Source organism: Blastochloris tepida (assembly GCF_003966715.1).
In the GTDB taxonomy this organism is placed as follows: domain Bacteria; phylum Pseudomonadota; class Alphaproteobacteria; order Rhizobiales; family Xanthobacteraceae; genus Blastochloris; species Blastochloris tepida.
Map to the genome: position 1 here is coordinate 425,148 of NZ_AP018907.1, position 16,233 is coordinate 441,380.

The 16,233-nt window shown below is 69.7% G+C and carries 16 protein-coding genes; 8 read left to right on the forward strand and 8 right to left on the reverse strand.

The window, feature by feature from the left end:
* Positions 1–454 precede the first annotated feature (454 nt).
* The 4 genes from BLTE_RS01885 to BLTE_RS01900 all read left to right on the forward strand — a co-directional run bounded on the left by BLTE_RS01885 (position 455) and on the right by BLTE_RS01900 (position 4,586).
* Positions 455–1,327 carry a YicC/YloC family endoribonuclease gene (locus tag BLTE_RS01885; RefSeq protein WP_126397080.1) on the forward strand — a complete coding sequence of 291 codons (873 nt, stop codon included), beginning with the start codon at positions 455–457 and terminating at the stop codon, positions 1,325–1,327.
* Positions 1,328–1,433: 106 nt separating this feature from the next.
* The gene (gene gmk, locus BLTE_RS01890; protein ID WP_126401997.1) at positions 1,434–2,051 is read left to right on the forward strand and encodes a guanylate kinase; all 618 of its coding nucleotides are present in this window, start codon (positions 1,434–1,436) and stop codon (positions 2,049–2,051) included.
* 1,569 nt (positions 2,052–3,620) lie between these two features.
* Positions 3,621–3,986 carry a DMT family protein gene (locus BLTE_RS01895; protein ID WP_126397082.1) on the forward strand — a complete coding sequence of 122 codons (366 nt, stop codon included), beginning with the start codon at positions 3,621–3,623 and terminating at the stop codon, positions 3,984–3,986.
* A gap of 99 nt (positions 3,987–4,085) precedes the next feature.
* A complete protein-coding gene (locus tag BLTE_RS01900; RefSeq protein ID WP_126397084.1) occupies positions 4,086–4,586 on the forward strand; it encodes a hypothetical protein in 501 nt (166 codons plus the stop codon).
* Here BLTE_RS01900 and BLTE_RS01905 read toward each other — a convergent pair.
* Entirely contained in the window at positions 4,576–6,597 is a 2,022-nt protein-coding gene (locus BLTE_RS01905) for a putative bifunctional diguanylate cyclase/phosphodiesterase (RefSeq protein ID WP_126397086.1), read from the reverse strand. The genes BLTE_RS01900 and BLTE_RS01905 overlap by 11 nt on opposite strands.
* Before the next feature lie 262 nt (positions 6,598–6,859).
* On the opposite strand from BLTE_RS01905, the gene BLTE_RS01910 reads away from it, so the two are divergent.
* On the forward strand, positions 6,860–8,206 hold the full coding sequence (locus BLTE_RS01910) for a globin-coupled sensor protein (RefSeq protein WP_126397088.1): 1,347 nt from the start codon (positions 6,860–6,862) through the stop codon (positions 8,204–8,206).
* Between the two features lie 10 nt (positions 8,207–8,216).
* On the opposite strand, the gene BLTE_RS01915 is transcribed toward BLTE_RS01910, so the two are convergent.
* The 7 genes from BLTE_RS01915 to lgt all read right to left on the reverse strand — a co-directional run bounded on the left by BLTE_RS01915 (position 8,217) and on the right by lgt (position 13,945).
* On the reverse strand, positions 8,217–8,693 hold the full coding sequence (locus tag BLTE_RS01915) for a MaoC family dehydratase (protein ID WP_126397090.1): 477 nt from the start codon (positions 8,691–8,693) through the stop codon (positions 8,217–8,219).
* Entirely contained in the window at positions 8,690–9,148 is a 459-nt protein-coding gene (locus BLTE_RS01920; protein ID WP_126397092.1) for a MaoC family dehydratase, read from the reverse strand. Before BLTE_RS01920 ends, BLTE_RS01915 begins: the two co-directional genes overlap by 4 nt.
* Positions 9,149–9,211: 63 nt before the next feature.
* A complete protein-coding gene (ychF, locus tag BLTE_RS01925; RefSeq protein WP_126397093.1) occupies positions 9,212–10,309 on the reverse strand; it encodes a redox-regulated ATPase YchF in 1,098 nt (365 codons plus the stop codon).
* 61 nt (positions 10,310–10,370) lie between these two features.
* Positions 10,371–10,982 carry an aminoacyl-tRNA hydrolase gene (pth, locus tag BLTE_RS01930; RefSeq protein WP_126397095.1) on the reverse strand — a complete coding sequence of 204 codons (612 nt, stop codon included), beginning with the start codon at positions 10,980–10,982 and terminating at the stop codon, positions 10,371–10,373.
* 136 nt (positions 10,983–11,118) lie between these two features.
* Positions 11,119–11,781 carry a 50S ribosomal protein L25/general stress protein Ctc gene (locus BLTE_RS01935; protein WP_126397097.1) on the reverse strand — a complete coding sequence of 221 codons (663 nt, stop codon included), beginning with the start codon at positions 11,779–11,781 and terminating at the stop codon, positions 11,119–11,121.
* A 248-nt stretch (positions 11,782–12,029) separates the two neighbouring features.
* On the reverse strand, positions 12,030–13,112 hold the full coding sequence (locus tag BLTE_RS01940) for a class I SAM-dependent methyltransferase (RefSeq protein ID WP_126397099.1): 1,083 nt from the start codon (positions 13,110–13,112) through the stop codon (positions 12,030–12,032).
* Positions 13,109–13,945 carry a prolipoprotein diacylglyceryl transferase gene (gene lgt, locus BLTE_RS01945; protein WP_126397101.1) on the reverse strand — a complete coding sequence of 279 codons (837 nt, stop codon included), beginning with the start codon at positions 13,943–13,945 and terminating at the stop codon, positions 13,109–13,111. Before lgt ends, BLTE_RS01940 begins: the two co-directional genes overlap by 4 nt.
* A 241-nt stretch (positions 13,946–14,186) precedes the next feature.
* Between lgt and BLTE_RS01950 the strand changes: the two genes are divergently transcribed.
* From BLTE_RS01950 to proC, 3 genes are all read left to right on the forward strand, one after another.
* Positions 14,187–14,438 (forward strand): accessory factor UbiK family protein, encoded by a 252-nt coding sequence (locus BLTE_RS01950; protein WP_126397103.1) that lies wholly within the window; start codon positions 14,187–14,189, stop codon positions 14,436–14,438.
* Between the two features lie 304 nt (positions 14,439–14,742).
* The gene (locus BLTE_RS01955) at positions 14,743–15,243 is read left to right on the forward strand and encodes a type III secretion system chaperone family protein (RefSeq protein WP_126397106.1); all 501 of its coding nucleotides are present in this window, start codon (positions 14,743–14,745) and stop codon (positions 15,241–15,243) included.
* An 81-nt stretch (positions 15,244–15,324) separates the two neighbouring features.
* Positions 15,325–16,149: a pyrroline-5-carboxylate reductase gene (gene proC / locus BLTE_RS01960; RefSeq protein ID WP_126397108.1), complete on the forward strand. Its 825-nt coding sequence runs from the start codon at positions 15,325–15,327 to the stop codon at positions 16,147–16,149.
* The last annotated feature ends 84 nt before the right edge of the window (positions 16,150–16,233 follow it).

Consider the following 16,233-nt stretch of genomic DNA (forward strand, 5'->3'; position numbering starts at 1 on the left):
CGCCGAGCCGGGACCGTGCTCCGGAAGGGGTGCCTTTTCCGGATGACGGCCCCGGGTCTCGCGTTGCTCGCCCGGGCGACAGCCTCCCCCCGGCGAGCGTGGCGAAGCCACGCGAGGGAAGGGGGCCCAGCCGCCATGGCCGGATCGGTTCGCTGCGCCCGCAAAACCGGTTCCCACTTTTGCGGAGAATGGGTCTCTCGTGGCGCATTCTCTGCTCGCAAAACCGGTTCCCACGTTTGCGGAGAATGGCTCTCTCGCGGCGCATTCTCCACTCGCAAAACCGGTTCCCACTTTTGCGGAGAATGCTTTAGGGTCCGGCCGCCCCGCCGACCCTGACTCGGCCCCGAGGCGGGGGGAGTGTGTCATGTCCTCTGCCAGCTCGTCTCCTGCCAGCTTGTCCTCTGCCAGCTTGTCTCCTGCCAGCCCGGCCGCCGCCATCCCAGCGGTCGCCAGCATGACCGGCTTCGCCCGTGCCGAGGGCGCGCTCGCCGGCACCAGCTGGGCGTGGGAGCTGCGCTCGGTCAATGGCAAGTCGCTCGATCTGCGCCTGCGCACGCCGCCGGGCTTCGAGGCGGTGGAGGCCAAGGTGCGGCCGCTGGTGCAGGGGCGCTTCGCCCGCGGCACCATCAATGCCACGCTGACGCTGCAGGCCTCGACCCGCGTCACCGAGGCGCGCATCAACGAGCCGGTGCTGGCGGCGGTGATCGAGGCGGCGCGGCTCATCGCCACCCGCATCGATGCCGGCGCGCCCAGCGTCGACGGCCTCCTGGCGCTCAAGGGTGTGATCGAGATCGTCGAGGCCGAGCCGAGCGCCGATCAGCGCACGGCGCTCGACGCCGCGATCCTCGCAAGCTTCGAGACCGCGCTCGACGCCCTGGCTGCGGCGCGGCTGTCGGAAGGCGCGGCGATCGGCGCGGTGCTGGGCGGGCGCGTCGATGAGATCGCCCGGCTGACCGCGGCGGCCGAGGCCTGCCCGGCGCGCACGGCCGAGGCCATCCGCGCCCGCCTCGCCGAGCAGGTACGCGTGCTGCTGGAGGGCGCGGGCGGCCTCGATCCCGACCGGCTGCACCAGGAGGCGGTGCTGATGGCCGCCAAGGCCGACGTGCGCGAGGAGCTCGACCGGCTCATCGCCCATGTCGCCCAGGCGCGCCGCCTGCTCGCCGAGGGCGGGCCGGTCGGCCGCAAGCTCGATTTCCTGGCCCAGGAGTTCGGCCGCGAGGCCAACACGCTGTGCGCCAAGGCCAACGACGTGTCGCTGACCCAGATCGGCCTCGACCTCAAGCACGTCATCGATCAGTTCCGTGAGCAGGTCCAGAACCTGGAGTGAAACCAGAACCTGGAGTGAATCCAGAACTTGGAGTGAATCCAGAACTTGGAGTGAAACCTTGAGCCCGCATCCCGAACCCGCCCGCGCGCCCGCCCGCCGCGGGCTGATGCTTGTGCTGTCCTCGCCCTCGGGCGCCGGCAAGAGCGCCCTGTCGCGCCGGCTGCTGGAGGCCGAGCCGGGGATCACCATGTCGGTGTCGGTGACCACCCGCACGCCGCGGCCGGGCGAGGTCGACGGCGTGGACTACCGGTTCATCGACCTTGCCCGTTTCGAGGCGATGGTGGCGCGCGACGAGCTTCTGGAATGGGCGCCGGTGTTCGACCATCACTACGGCACGCCGAAGGGGCCGGTCGAGGCGGCGCTGGCGGGCGGCCGCGACGTGCTGTTCGACATCGACTGGCAGGGCACGCAGCAGCTGCGCGAAAGCGCGCGCGACGACCTCGTCACGGTGTTCGTGCTGCCGCCCTCGGTCGCCGAGCTGGAGCGGCGGCTGCACACCCGCGCCCAGGATTCCGACGAGGTGATCCGAAAGCGCATGTCGAAGGCGGCGGGCGAGCTCAGCCACTGGGCCGAATACGACTACGTCATCGTCAATGATGCGTTCGAGGCCGCCTTCGAGTCGCTGCGGACCATCCTCGCCGCCGAGCGGCTGAAGCGCCGGCGCCAGACCGGCCTGACCGACTTCGTGCGCGGCCTGATCCGCGACCTCGAACCGGCGGGGTGACGGGGAGAGGCTGTCGTCCCGGGCAAGGGCCGCAGGCCCGCGACCCGGGACCGTTTGCCGGAAGGGGTGTCTTGTTCGGATGACGATCCCGGCTCTCGCGTTGCTCGCCCGGGGCGACGAGGCGGCTGCGTACCCGCGATGGCGCCACCGCACGAACGACCACCGCCGCGGTGGATGGCGCTTCTGCACCATCCCCGCGGCGGCGTGGTCGGCCAGCCGGCGAAATCGTTACGAGAGGATCAGCGGCACGACGCAGATGGCGCCGGCGGCAGCGACGGTGACCTTTTCCACGATCGTGAGACCGGAAGTATTGGACATCGGACATCTCCTGTTTCAAGGTGGTGACGAGTCTCGAACCGAGCTCATCGGTGGTGAAGACTTCGTGATCTGCAGCTTGAACCGCAGTTCGGCTTGAGAAGCAGCCTCTCATGCTCGCTTCTACTGGTTAATACGCCCCCGCCCTGAAACCCGATCACCGGCGGCCGATCACAGAACGGTGAGGATGGGGATGGCGGAGCGCCGGGGGGCGCCTTGTCGGGCGGGCGTCCCGGCTCGCGGCTCGCGCTCGTCTGCGACGACAGCCTCCCCCGGTCGCCCCCGGCGAGCGGGGCGAAGCCACGCGAGGGAAGGGGGCCCAGGGAACGCGGCGCCATCGCGGAACGGCTTGGCGGAACAGCCCGCCCTCACCGCGCCGTCAGATCGGGCACGTTCCTCTATCCGGCGGAGGCTGTGGGTTCCCTTCCCCTCGCCGCTTCGCGGCTCGGCCGGGAACGACCGGCGGAGATGTTCGACCCGGGACGACGTGGCTTGAAGAAAGCGATTCCCGGACGACGCGCCCGAAAAACCACAGCCCGAAACGATCGACGGCCCGACACTCCGGTTGCGCACCGGGGGGTCGGGCCGTCGTTCGGGCAGGTTGTCGGGTCGTCTCGCCGGTCAGGAAACTCCGGCCGTCCGGCCGGAGTTTGCCAAGTGTCGGTCAGACCCAGAAGAAGGGGACGATATTGATGGCGAAGGCGCTCGCGACAAGGAGCTTTTCCTTGTTGGTGGCGGCGGGGAACAGCATGTGTCACGTCTCCTTGGCTGATGGTGCGTCTGGGCCCGTCGTCGGAGCCCGGGAGTGGGGGTCATCAGGCCGCAGCCGTGGCTGCGGCGGAGCGGGTGCAACCGAGGCGGTGTCCTGTCTCGGAACCGGGCTGGTTGCTTCTTGCGTTCGTTACGTCCAGAAGAACGGCACGAAGTAGATGGCGAGCGCAAGGCCAACAGCAGCCTTTTCCTGGACGGTGGTCTGGGGCAGCTTCAACATCGGACATCTCCCGTTTGATGTTTCGACGAACTTCTGTGAAAAGTTCGCTAGTGGACAAGAGCAGGACTTTCCACGGCCGGGGCCGCAGCTTGAGAAGCCGCTCTTTGCTGCGTGCTTCTGCTGGTTAATACGGGGTGATGCCGGAGGCCGATCACCGTGCCTGATCACAGAGTGGTGAGCACCGCGGCCGCCCGCCGCGCGGCGTTTGCCGGCCGGCTGCCGCCGTGCTGCAAGCAGCTTCTCCACCGCCTTCGTGAGTCGCCATGACCAGCCTCCTCTCCGCCGTCACGTCTCCCTATGTGGCGCCGATCCTGCTCCTGATCGGCTCCAACGTGTTCATGACCATCGCCTGGTACGGCCATCTGCAGTTCAAGTCGTATTCGCTGGCGGCGGTGATCGTGACGAGCTGGCTGATCGCCTTCGTCGAATACTGCATGGCGGTGCCGGCCAACCGGATGGGGCACGCCGTCTATTCGGCGGCCGAGCTGAAGACGATCCAGGAGGTGATCACGCTGTCGATCTTCGGCGTGTTCTCGGTCGTGGTGCTGAAGGAGTCGCTCGGCTGGAACCACCTCGTCGGCTACGCCCTCATCGCCGCCGGCGCCGGCATCATCTTCCGCGGCAGCTGACCGGGCCGATGGCCCTGGGCAAACGGCGCATTGTCGGCGATGGTGGCGCGGCTGTCGGCAAGCCCGTCCGCGGCCGCGCCGCCATATGAGTTCGACCGCATGACGCAAACCGCCGGCTTCGTCTTTGCCGCAATCATCATCGCCTTCTTCGTGGGGATCGCGCTCTACCGCCGCCACCGCGTCGGCTCGTTCCGGCGGGCGGTGCGGGCGCTGGGCGGCGCGCCGACCCGGCCCGGGCCGCTGCCCGAATCCGTCGACTGGGCCGGCACCGAGATCATGGCGGCGCGCGCCTTCGAGCTCGTTCCGGGCGTGCCGGCGACGCTGGTTGCGCTGATGCGCGCCGCCGCCCCCGCGGCCTCCGACGATTTCGGCACCACGCCGGCCGATCCGTTCCTGCTGCTGCGGCTGCCGGCCGAGGCGATCGCCGACGAGGCGGCGTTCCGCGACGCGCTGTCGCGGGCGGTGTCGCTCGATGCGGTGATCCGCGACGACACCGGCCATGCGGTGGTGATGGTGCGGGCGCTGCACACCGGCGCCGCGGTGACGGCGCTGGTCGAGGCGGCACGGACGGGGGTAAAGTCGTTACGCGTCAGCCGGTGACGAGCTGGAGCGCGGGCGTCCGGCGCGGGTCGGCCAGCACCGTGTGCGGCTGCAGCAGATAGGGCGCCACCTCGGCCTCCGGCAGCGGCCGGCTGAAATGGAAGCCCTGCAGGAAGTCGCAGCCGAGATCGCGCAGCAGCGCCGCCTGGGCCGCGTGCTCGATGCCCTCGGCGGTGACCAGCATGTTCAGGGTGCGGCCGAGCGAGACGATGGTGCGCAGGATGTGGGCGACGTGGCGGTCGTTGGCCTGCCAGCCGACGATGAACGAGCGGTCGATCTTGATCTTGTCGAACGGGAAGCGCCACAGATAGCCGAGGCTTGAATAGCCGGTGCCGAAATCGTCCATGGCGATCGACACGCCGATCTCGCGCAGGCCCTGGAGCTGGTGCAGCACGCTTTCGGTGTGCTTCAGCAGCAGGCCCTCGGTGATCTCGAGCTCGAGCCGGCGCGGCGCGAGGCCGGAGGCGGCGAGCGCCTGCGCCACCACCTGGTTGAGGTCGGCGCCGCTGAACTGCAGGGGCGACAGATTGACGGCGACGCCGAGCGCATCGGGCCAGCCGGCCGCCGCCCGACAGGCGCGGTTCAGCGCCCAGGCGCCGATGCCGTTGATCAGCCCGAGATCCTCGGCGATCGGCACGAAGATCGACGGCGGCACGTAGCCGCCGCCCGGCCGGGGCAGCCGCAGCAGCGCCTCGAAATAGACCGGGGCGCCGTCGCGCGCCGACACCACCGGCTGGAAGTGCAGCTCGAAGGCGTCGTTGGCGGCGGCGTTCTCGACCAGGGCTTCCAGCTCGCGGCGGTGGCGGATCTCGTCCTCCATGCCCAGCTCGAAGCGGCAGACATGGTTGCGCACGCCCGGCGACTGGGCGGCGTCGAGCGCCAGCTCCGAACTGTGCAGCAGGGCTTCGGCGGTGGCGCCGTGGCCCGGCGCGATGGCGACGCCGATCGCCGCGCCGCTGGCGAGGTCGAGGCCCTTGACCACGAACGGACGGTCCAGCGAGTCCTTGAGACGGGCGGCGAAGCGGATGGCGTCCGCCGGGCTTTCCACCTCGTCCTGCACCACGAGGAAGCCGTTGCCGCTGATGCGGCCGATCAGGTCGACCTCGCCGATCGCCTCGCTCAGCGTCTCGGCCACGGCGCGGATCAGGCCGTCGCCGATATCGTAGCCGTGGGTGTCGTTGACGGTCTTGAGGTGGCCCAGATCGATATTGTGGACGGCGAGGCCGAGCCCGGTCTCGGGCAGCCGGCCGAGCCGCTTGGAGAGCCGGTCGAGCAGGGTGGCGCGGTTCAGAAGGCCGGTCAGCTCGTCGCGCTGGGCCAGGAACTCGGCGCGCACCTGCGCCACCTTGCGCTCGATCGCCAGGTGCTCCGCCGTCTGGTCGGAGGCCTGCTTCTGCTGGGCGCGCAGCCGGAGCGCGATCGCCGAGGCGCCGAAGGCGAGGGCCGTCAGCCCGGCGAACACGATGCCGAGCGTGGACAGGAGATGGTCGAAGCGGGCGCGCTTCTGCGTCTGGTCGATGAACGCCTTGACCACCGCCGCGACATGCGCGCCGACCACCACCGGCTGGTAGGATTCGGCATAGACCGGCGGCAGCAGCGGGTGGTCGCTGTGGCGCAGCGTGGTGATCGGCCGGCCGTTGGCCACCACCTCGGCGACCCGCCCGTCGACCGAATCGGCGGCCGGCAGCCATTTGGTCTCGACCTGGTCGGACACCAGCGCCAGATGGCCGTCGCGGCCATAGACCTCGAAGCGGAACACCCGCGTGCCGCCGCGCTGCTTGGCCAGAAACGAGGCGCTCTGAGGCGATGGGGTTGCGCCGGCGGCGATCTGGCCGATGTCGTCGATCTGGATGGCGAAATGATTGACCCAGCCCGCCGCGGCGATCTCGGCGTCGTCGCGGATCAGCCGTTCGACTGTGACGTCGACCAGCGTCAGCGCGGCGCCGGCCAGCAGCAGCAGCGCCGCGGACAGGCCGAGACAGAAATGCACGCCGATTTGCCTGAAGGTCATGACCACGCCCCTGCAGCGGTACGATGCGGCCGAATAGCAAACATCCGGTTACGGGAGCGGTATTCTGGTAAATGCAAAGGGGTGAACGTCCCGGCGCGGTAAACAAATACTCAGCGCAGGCATCGCTTCTCTGCCGCGAGCAACTTGGCGGCCGAAACCGGAGATTGCGTTTGTGCGAGCCGTTATTATTCGAACCGCTTCACTTTTCAGTAAATCCGCCGGTCTATTGATAGTGCGAAAGCCCTGTTTGGAGGTTTCGCGCATGGCCGTCGACGAGTCGCTCCAGAACCGCGTTCAGTTCATGCGCATCGATGCCGAGACCCGGCGTCACCTCAGGGAGATGAAGCCGCTGCTGGAGGCGGCGATGCCGCGGGCGCTCGACGGCTTCTATGCCCACGTCTCGGCGACGCCGGACATGGCGCGCATGTTCCGCAACCCCGAGCACATGCGCCACGCCCGCACCAAGCAGATCCAGCACTGGACGCTGATCTGCGAGGCGACGTTCGACGACGCCTATGTCGACTCGGTCACCCGCGTCGGGCGCGCCCACAACCGGCTGGGGCTGGAGCCCGGCTGGTACATTGGCGGCTACGCCTTCCTGATCAATGAAGTGATCGGGGCGCTGCTCGAAGGCGGCTCCGGCCTGTTCCGCCGCGGCGTGTCGGCGGATGTGCGCGCCAAGGTCGCGGCCTTCACGCGGGCGGCGATGCTCGACATGGATTTCGCCATCAGCGTCTATCTGGACGAGAGCCGGCGCGAGAAGCGCGAGGCGCTGGCCAAGCTCGCCGACGTGTTCCAGTCCTCGGTCGGCACCATCACCCAGGCGGCCGAGACCGCGACGCAGGACATGCACCACAGCGCCGACGAGATGGCGGCGACCGCGCAGCGCACCCGGCAGCGCGCCACCAGCGTGGCGTCGGTGGCCGAGGAATCGACCGCCAATGTGGGCTCGGTGGCGGCGGCGGTGGAGGAGCTGTCGTCGTCGATCCACGAGATTTCGGCGCGGGTGCAGTCGGCGGCGGCCACCGCCAGCGGCGCGGCCGAGCGGGCGCGCGAGACCAGCACGGTGGTGGGCAATCTCGTCAAGGTCGCCGACGAGATCGGCGGCATCATCACCCTGATCAAGACCATCGCGGCGCAGACCAATCTGCTCGCGCTCAACGCCACCATCGAGGCGGCGCGGGCGGGCGAGGCGGGCCGCGGCTTCGCGGTGGTCGCCTCCGAGGTCAAGACGCTGGCCAGCCAGACCACCAAGGCGACCGAGGACATCGAGCGGCAGATCGGCACCATCCAGGCGGTGACCAGCCAGACCGCCTCGGCGATCGAGGAGATCAACCACGCCAATGTGCAGGTGAACGAGGCCTTCACCTCGATCGCTGCGGCGGTGGAGGAGCAGTCGGCCGCCACCCAGGAGATCGCGCGCTCGACCGGCGACGCCGAGGCCGGCTCGCGCAATGTCACGCAGGAGATGAGCGGCGTGCGCGCCGACGCCGAGGTGTCGGGCGAGGTCGCGGCCCACCTGCTGGCCGCCAGCGCCACGCTGAGCGAGCAGATCGCCCGGCTGCGGAGCGAGGCGGCGGGCTTCCTCGACCGCATTCGCGCGGCGTGAGGACGCCGCATCAGCCCGGCCGGCGCTCCAGGAACACCGTGCCGTCGAAGGCGAACACCAGCTCGCCCGCCTGATTGGTGGCGGTGACGGCGATCGACAGCAGCCCCCAGCCCGGCCGCGAGGCGGACGGCCGGGTGGCGGTGGCCTCGGTGCGATAGGTCAGCACGTCGCCGGCGCGCACCGGCTTCAGCCAGCGCATGTTGCGAAAGCCGGGCGAGGGGCCGAACCGCGCCACCGCCTCGCCGCGGGCCGCCATCTCCTCGTCGCGGCGGCGGCAATAGCCGGTCCAGAGCTGCATGAACACGGCGCCGGTATGCCAGCCCGAGGCGACGAGACCGCCGAAATGGCTTTCCTCCGCCGCCGCCTCGTCGAGGTGGAACGGCTGGGGATCGAAGGCCGAGGCGAAGCGCTTGATGTCCTCGGCGGTGAAGACGTGGCTGCCGAGCTCGTCGATCTCGCCTGTCGCGATGTCCTCCAGAAACTTCATGCCGCCTCCGCGCCGCGCCGGCCGATCATCTTGGTGTGGATCTGGCGCATCAGGGTCGCGCCGTCGGCGTCCACCAGCTCGAAACGGAAGCGCACCAGCCCGACGCCGGGCCGGCTCTTCGAGGCGCGGGCGTCGATCACCGCGCCGCGCATGGTGATGCGGGCGCCGGGGCGCAGCGGCTTCAGCCACGCCACCTCCTCGATGCCGGGGGCGCCGTGGCTCGCGGCATCATTGAGGAAGGCGTCGCACATCATCCGCATCAGGATGGCGCACATGTGCCAGCCCGAGGCGGCGAGCCCGCCCAGCAGCGACGCCTTGCCCGCCTCCTCGTCGAGGTGGAAGGGCTGGGGGTCGAACTCGGCGGCAAACGCCACGATCTCCTCGCGGCTGACGAGGCGCGGGCCGAAACTGATCGTCCAGTCCGGCGTGAAGTCTTCGAAGAACAAACGCGGCATCGGGGTTCCGAGCGGGACCGGGCGGCTCGCCCGTGAAATTGCCTATATCACGGGAAGCTGCGATCAATTCGCAAAGCGGAAGTGCATCACGTCACCGTCGGCGACCACATAGTCCTTGCCTTCCAGCCTGAGCTTGCCGGCCTCACGCGCGCCGGCCTCGCCGCCATGGGCGACGAAATCGGCATAGGCGATGGTCTCGGCGCGGATGAAGCCCTTCTCGAAGTCGGTGTGGATGACGCCGGCGGCGGCCGGCGCCTTGGTGCCGGCGGTGATGGTCCAGGCGCGGGTCTCCTTCGGCCCGACGGTGAAATAGGTGATGAGACCCAGAAGCGCATAGCCCTCGCGGATCAGCCGGTCGAGGCCGGGCTCGGTCAGGCCCACCGCGTCGAGATATTCCTTGCGCTCGTCCATCGGCAGCACGGCGATCTCGCTCTCGATCTTGGCGGAGATGACGACCGAGCGCTCGCCTTCCTCCTTCGCCCGCTGGGCGACCTTGGCGGAGGCGGAATTGCCGGTGGTGGCCGAGCCCTCCTCGACATTGCAGACATAGAGCACGGGCTTGGAGGACAAGAGGCCCAGGCCCGCGAACGCCTTCTCCTCCTCGGGCCGGCGCTCGACGAGGCGGGCGGGCTTGCCCTCGCGCAGCAGCACCAGCGCGCGCATCATCAGGTCGAGCAGCTCCTTCGACTCCTTGTCGCCGCCCTTGGCCTTCTTCTCCAGCGCGACGACGCGCTTCTCCAGGCTGTCGAGGTCGGCCAGCATCAGCTCGGTCTCGATGGTCTCGATGTCGGCGATGGGGTCGATCTTGCCCTCGACGTGGGTGACGTCGTCATCCTCGAAGCAGCGCACCACGTGGGCGATGGCATCGACCTCGCGGATGTTGGCGAGGAACTGGTTGCCGAGCCCCTCGCCCTTGGAGGCGCCGCGCACCAGGCCGGCGATGTCGACGAAGGTCAGCCGGGTCGGGATGATCTGCGCCGACTTGCCGAGCCGCGCCAGCTCCTCCTGCCTGGGGTCTGGCACCGCCACCTCGCCGACATTGGGCTCGATGGTGCAGAAGGGATAGTTGGCCGCCTGCGCCGCCGCGGTCTGGGTCAGCGCGTTGAACAGGGTCGACTTGCCGACGTTCGGCAGGCCGACGATGCCGCATTTGAAGCCCATGAGGCCGCTCCGTTGATCAGGTTGGGGCAGATCAGCTTTTTGGGCGGATCAGCGTTCGGGGTCAGGTTTCCGGCCTGCCCGGCCGTTTGGGGTTGGCGAAGCCCTTCGAGTCGAGCGCGAGATGCACCCGGTTCTGGAAGGTGGCGTCGTCGCCGGCCGCGATCAGCTCGGCGAAGTCGGCCACCGCGTCGGCCACCGCCTCCACCCACGGGCGTTCGGACTTGGCGAAGTCGCCCAGCACATAGTCGTGCACCAGCGCCTTGTCGCCGGGGTGGCCGATGCCGAGCCGTACCCGCCAGTAATCATTGCCGCAATGGGCGGTGATCGAGCGCAGGCCGTTGTGGCCGGCGATGCCGCCGCCCAGCTTCACCCGCACCTTGGCCGGCGGCAGGTCGAGCTCGTCGTGGAGCACCACGAGATCGGCGAGTGGAAGCTTGTAGAAGCGCTGCGCCTCGGCCACCGCGCGGCCGGACTCGTTCATGTAGGTGGTCGGCTTGAGCAGGATGACGCGCTCGCGGCCGATCGCCCCTTCGCTCGCCTCGCCCTGGAAGCGGCGCCGCCACGGCGCGAGGCCGTGGCGGCGGTGGATGGCGTCAAGCGCCATCGCGCCGATATTGTGCCGGTTCCCCGCATAGCGGGCCCCGGGATTGCCGAGGCCGACGATCAGCTTCATTGCGGGAAACCGTCAATCCTCTGGGAGCCGGAGGATCACGGTGTGATCCCGGCTCCGGTTCTCGCCGAAAATCCCGCCTGGAAGGGATTTTCGGCGACCAGACTCCGAAACTCCGGCCTTCCGGCCGGATTTCGGATCACTTCTTGCCGGCCGGAGCCTTGGCTGCCGGAGCCGCCTTGGCCGCCGCAGGCGCCGCCGCAGCGGCAGCCGCCGGGGCCGCCTCGTCCTTGAAGCCGGACGGCGCGACGATGGTCACCAGCGTCGGGTTCTCGTCCTTGGCCGCCGCCAGCACGCCTTCCGGCAGGGTGATGTCGCCGAGATGGACCGACTGGTTGATCTCGAGGCCGGTGAGGTCGATCTCGATGGCGGTCGGAATGGCCTCGGGCGGGCACAGCAGCGCGAGCTTGTGCTCGACGATGTTGACGGCGCCGCCGCGCTTCACGCCCGGCGAGGCTTCCGGCTTGATCACGTGGATCGGCACCTCGACGCGGATCTTGTGGCCGGCGACCAGACGCTGGAAATCGACGTGGATCGGCAGGTCGGTCACCGGGTGGAGCTGGTAGTCGCGCGGGATGACGCGGTGCTTCTCGCCGTCGAGCTCGATGTCGAACACGGTGGTGAGGAACCGGCCGGCATAGATGCGGGTGCGGATCTCGTCGGCTTCGAGCGAAATCGTGATGGGGGGCAGCTTGGCGCCGTAGATCACGGCCGGGGTGCGGTCGGCACGACGTTCGGCACGCGCGGCCCCCTTGCCGCTGCGCGGACGCGCCGTCGCCTTGAGTTCGCGAATGGTGGTCATGGTATCCTCAAGATGGAAAACGCCGCCCCGTGGGCGGCTTTCGAGCATCCGCCGATCCAAATGGATCATGCGGCTGCTCTAAGTTTTTGAGTTATCGCATTTTCTTCGCAAAACCGGTTCCCACTTTTGCGGAAAATGCTCCAGAGCCCGCGCGTCGCCTCCAGGGGTGCGAAGGCGCGCAGGGACGCGCGTACATAGCGGCGATGCGGGTCAAGTTCAACTCGCGGCGGGCGAAAGTGCCGGGCGCCTCAGCCCGCGAACCCCGCGAGCGGGCCGAGCTTGGGGTCGGCGATCGCCAGCGCCTTGAACAGACTGCCCATGGCGTCCGGGGCGGTGAGCCGGTGCAATGCGGCGTCGATGTCCTGGGCTTGGCCGGGCGCGGCCGCCTTCAGCCGCGCTGCCCGCACCGCGATGCCGAGCGCGGCGAGAAATGCCCCCTGCGTCACCGGGCCGTGGACGGCGGCCCCTTCCGCGCGGGCCGCCGCCGCAAGCGATGCGAAATCGACATGGCTCGTCAGGTCGGCCTCGCCGGGCTCCGCCAGCGGGTCGGCGAAGGCGTGGCCCTTCACCGCCTGCAGCGTGTCGCCGGGGCTGCTTCGGGTGTGGCCGTAATCGACGATCAGCGCCGCGCCGCCGTGCGCGACCAGCCGCCGGGCGATCTCGCGCGCCACCGCCGCCCGCTCGGGCGACAGTTCGATCAGGCTGCCCGGCGGGGCTGCGCGGAGCGGCGCCGGCACCAGGGCGTCGGGCAGGCGGGCCGGCGACAGGCCGAAGGCGAGGCGGCTCTCGGCGTCGAGCCCCACCTGCCGCTCGTGCCAGCCATCGGCGGCGCGCACGAGCTGGGTCACCGGCAGGGCGTCGAGGAACTCGTTGGCGACGATCAGGCTCGGGCCTTCCGGCACATCCTCCAGCCGGGCATGCCAGATGACCGGCACGCCGGCCGCGGCGAGTGCCGTGCGCTGGCACGCCTGCAATGCAGGGCTGGTCTCCACCAGATGCACGGCAAGGCTGGCCCGCAGCGCCGGCACAACCTTCAGTGCCCGCAGCGCATCGGCCATCAGCGTGCCGCGGCCGGGGCCGAGCTCGACCAGCGCCACCCGCTCCGGCGCGCCCATGCGGCTCCAGGCGTCGGCGCACCACAGGCCGATCAGCTCGCCGAACATCTGCGAGATCTCCGGCGCGGTGACGAAGTCGCCGGCGCGGCCGAGCGGATCGCGGGTGAGGTAATAGCCGTGGCGCGGATGGCCGAGGCAGAGCGCCATGAAGCGCGCGACCGGGATCGGGCCGTCGGCGCGGATGAGGTCGGCAAGCTCGCGCCCGAGCGGGGTCATCCCCGCGGCGGCGTGACGAGGGCGCGGCGGATGAACCACAGGCCGGCCAGGATCATCGGCACCGACAGGATCATGCCCATGGTCAGGCCGAAGGCGAAGAAGCCGAGCTGCGGATCGGGCTGGCGGAACATCTCGCCGATGATGCGCACGATGCCGTAGAGGGTGGCGAACAGCGCCGCCACCAGCCCGGGCCGGCGCAGCGCGCCCATGCGCACCGCGATCATGCCGACCGCGAACAGCAGAAGCCCTTCGAGCCCCGCCTGATAGAGCTGGCTCGGATGGCGCGGCTCCGGCCCGCCGGTGGGAAAGATCACCGCCCACGGCACGTCGGCGACGCGGCCCCACAGCTCGCCATTGACGAAATTGGCGATGCGGCCGAGGAACAGGCCGATCGGCACGGTTGCGGCCACGAGGTCGAACAGCGACAGCACCGAAATGCCGCGGCTTCTGGCGAACAGCACCATCGCCACCACCGCGCCGAGGAAGCCGCCGTGGAACGACATGCCGCCGCGCCAGACCATCAGCGCATCGAGCGGGTGGGCGGCGTAATAGTCGAAATTGTAGACCAGCACGAAGCCGAGCCGGCCGCCGAGGATGACGCCGAGCGCGATCCACAGCAGCGCGTCGTCGAGGTCGGCGGGCTGCATCGGCGCGGTGCCGCCCCACAGCGACGGGTTCGACACCAGCCGCCGCGTCAGCCACCAGCCGCCGAGCAGCCCGACGATATAGGCCAGCGCATACCAGCGGATGGCGAACGGGCCGATCGACACCAGCACCGGGTCGAAGGCCGGGAAGGGGATGGCGAGGAGCGGCGGTGCGAGGAGCGGCAGCATGGCGGCAGGCTGTGCCCGCCGGGGCGGGGCGCGTCAAGCCCGCGCCTGTGTGCCGCGTTGGATGAGAGCGGCGGAACCCTTGCGCCCGGCCGGCGCCGCCACCATTGTGTCGCCATTCTAGGCCTATAGATCCAGGTTGCGACTTTGGCACAGCACGCCGACCGGATTCAGGCTATGACCCGGAATGGAATTCGCTCGAACGTCAACGGCTCGGGCGGACCGCGTATCAGGAGATGAGGTCATGACTCAGACCACGAGCCGGTTCTTCGACGATGTTTCGCGCCTGGTGAACGATGCCGCCGGCATGGCCGACGGCGTGCGCCGCGAGGTCGAGACGATTGTGCGCGCCCAGGCCGAGCGCATCCTGCGCGATCTCGACGTGCCCTCGCGCGAAGAGTTCGAGGTCATGCGCGACATGGTGATCAAGGCGCGCGAGGAGAACGAGGCGCTGGCCGCCCGTCTCGCCGCGCTCGAAGCCAAGGTGAACGGCTGACGTGGTCTTCGCCCCCGGCCTTGGCGGCCGGCGGGACGCAGTCTTTCCCTCTCCGACAAGGGGAGAGGGAGGACGAAAGCCGAGCGGATCGGCTGGCAGGAAGATGTGCATATAGCCGGCTATTTGCTTGAATCCGTTGTGCGAATCCAATCGCGTCGGATACAGAGGGCGGTAGCCGGCCGCTCAAGAGCCACGATATGATTTCCGCAGGCGATGATTCGCGTTCAACTTCTCGCGGGAGTGGATCATCGCCGTTTCGAAGTTGCGACCGCGCCCCACGACCCTGGATCGCGAGGTAGGCCGGATGAGCTTAATCGAAATCGACGTCGAGCATCGCTCCAATCCGGTGGATCTGGTCGAACGACTCGCCAGCGCGAACGACTGGACGTTCGAGCGTTCGGGCGACGACGAGATCACCCTGTCGCTGGATGGCCGCTGGAGCGACTACCACGTCTCCTTCTCCTGGATGGACCAGGTCGAGGCGCTGCACATGGCGTGCGCCTTCGACCTCAAGGTGCCGGAGGGGCGGCGGCCCGAGGTGCTGAAGCTCCTGGCCATGGTCAATGAGCAGATGTGGCTCGGCCATTTCGACCTGTGGTCGAGCGAAGGGGTGGTGATGTTCCGCCACGCCCAGCTTCTGGCCGGCGGCGCCTCGATGGGCCATTCGCAGTGCGAGGCGCTGCTGCAGGCCGCGGTTGACGCGGTCGAGCGCTTCTACCCGGCCTTCCAGTTCGTGGTGTGGGCCGGCAAGAGCGCGCGCGAGGCGCTCGACGCCTCGCTGCTCGACACGGTCGGCGAGGCCTGATAGCCCTCGACGGGAACGGCGCGCCTCCTCTCCCGCGCGGGGAGAGGAGAGCGATGCGATCGCCGAATCCTGTGTGACATCATGGCACTTCCTTCATTCTCAGGTCCGCTCGTGCTGCTCGGCGCGGGCAAGATGGGTGGCGCGCTGCTGGAGGGCTGGCTCGCCGAGGGGCTCGATCCCGGCCGGGTCGCGGTGGTCGACCCCGCCCCGCCGCCCGAGGCGGCGGCGCTGATCGGCGCGCGCGGCATCGCCCTCAATCCCGACCTTTCGGCCCTGCCGGCGCCGGCGGTGATCCTGCTCGCGGTCAAGCCGCAGGTGGCGGCGGCCGCCCTGCCGGCGGTGGCGGGCTGCGCCGCTCCCGGCACGCTGGTGGTGTCGATCATGGCCGGCAAGACGCTGGCCAATCTGGAAGCCGCCTTTCCGGCCGGCACCGCCATCGTCCGCTCGATCCCCAACACCCCGGCCGCGGTCGGCCGCGGCATCACCGTGGCGGTGCCCAATGGCCGGCTGACGCCGGCCCAGCGGGAGCTTGCGCACGCGCTGCTCGCCGCCACCGGCGCCTGCGAATGGATCGACGACGAGGCGCTGATGGACGCCGCCACCGCGGTGTCGGGCTCAGGCCCCGCCTATGTGTTCCTGCTGGTGGAAAGCCTGGCGCGGGCGGGGGCTGCGGCCGGCCTGCCGGCCGACCTCGCCGCGCGGCTGGCGCGGGCCACCGTGATCGGCTCGGGCGAGCTGCTGCGGCTGTCCGACCTGCCGGCCGACCAGCTTCGCCGCAACGTCACCTCGCCGGGCGGCACCACGGCGGCGGCGCTGGCGGTGCTGATGGCCGAGGCCGGGTTCGACCCGCTGCTGGAACAGGCAGTGGCGGCGGCGACCGCACGCGGGCGCGAACTCGCGGGGTGAGCGGGCGTCGTCATCCCGGACGAGCGTGAACGAGGCCGGTCGTTCCCGGCCGAGCCGCGTCAGCGGCGAGGGGAAGGGAACCCA

Coding starts and splice junctions, on each gene's coding strand:
- BLTE_RS01885 (WP_126397080.1), top strand. CDS start 455: ATGACCGGCTTCGCCCGTGCCGAGGGCGCGCTCGCCGGCACCAGCTGG.
- gmk (WP_126401997.1), top strand. CDS start 1,434: ATGCTTGTGCTGTCCTCGCCCTCGGGCGCCGGCAAGAGCGCCCTGTCG.
- BLTE_RS01895 (WP_126397082.1), top strand. CDS start 3,621: ATGACCAGCCTCCTCTCCGCCGTCACGTCTCCCTATGTGGCGCCGATC.
- BLTE_RS01900 (WP_126397084.1), top strand. CDS start 4,086: ATGACGCAAACCGCCGGCTTCGTCTTTGCCGCAATCATCATCGCCTTC.
- BLTE_RS01905 (WP_126397086.1), bottom strand. CDS start 6,597: ATGACCTTCAGGCAAATCGGCGTGCATTTCTGTCTCGGCCTGTCCGCG.
- BLTE_RS01910 (WP_126397088.1), top strand. CDS start 6,860: ATGGCCGTCGACGAGTCGCTCCAGAACCGCGTTCAGTTCATGCGCATC.
- BLTE_RS01915 (WP_126397090.1), bottom strand. CDS start 8,693: ATGAAGTTTCTGGAGGACATCGCGACAGGCGAGATCGACGAGCTCGGC.
- BLTE_RS01920 (WP_126397092.1), bottom strand. CDS start 9,148: ATGCCGCGTTTGTTCTTCGAAGACTTCACGCCGGACTGGACGATCAGT.
- ychF (WP_126397093.1), bottom strand. CDS start 10,309: ATGGGCTTCAAATGCGGCATCGTCGGCCTGCCGAACGTCGGCAAGTCG.
- pth (WP_126397095.1), bottom strand. CDS start 10,982: ATGAAGCTGATCGTCGGCCTCGGCAATCCCGGGGCCCGCTATGCGGGG.
- BLTE_RS01935 (WP_126397097.1), bottom strand. CDS start 11,781: ATGACCACCATTCGCGAACTCAAGGCGACGGCGCGTCCGCGCAGCGGC.
- BLTE_RS01940 (WP_126397099.1), bottom strand. CDS start 13,112: ATGACCCCGCTCGGGCGCGAGCTTGCCGACCTCATCCGCGCCGACGGC.
- lgt (WP_126397101.1), bottom strand. CDS start 13,945: ATGCTGCCGCTCCTCGCACCGCCGCTCCTCGCCATCCCCTTCCCGGCC.
- BLTE_RS01950 (WP_126397103.1), top strand. CDS start 14,187: ATGACTCAGACCACGAGCCGGTTCTTCGACGATGTTTCGCGCCTGGTG.
- BLTE_RS01955 (WP_126397106.1), top strand. CDS start 14,743: ATGAGCTTAATCGAAATCGACGTCGAGCATCGCTCCAATCCGGTGGAT.
- proC (WP_126397108.1), top strand. CDS start 15,325: ATGGCACTTCCTTCATTCTCAGGTCCGCTCGTGCTGCTCGGCGCGGGC.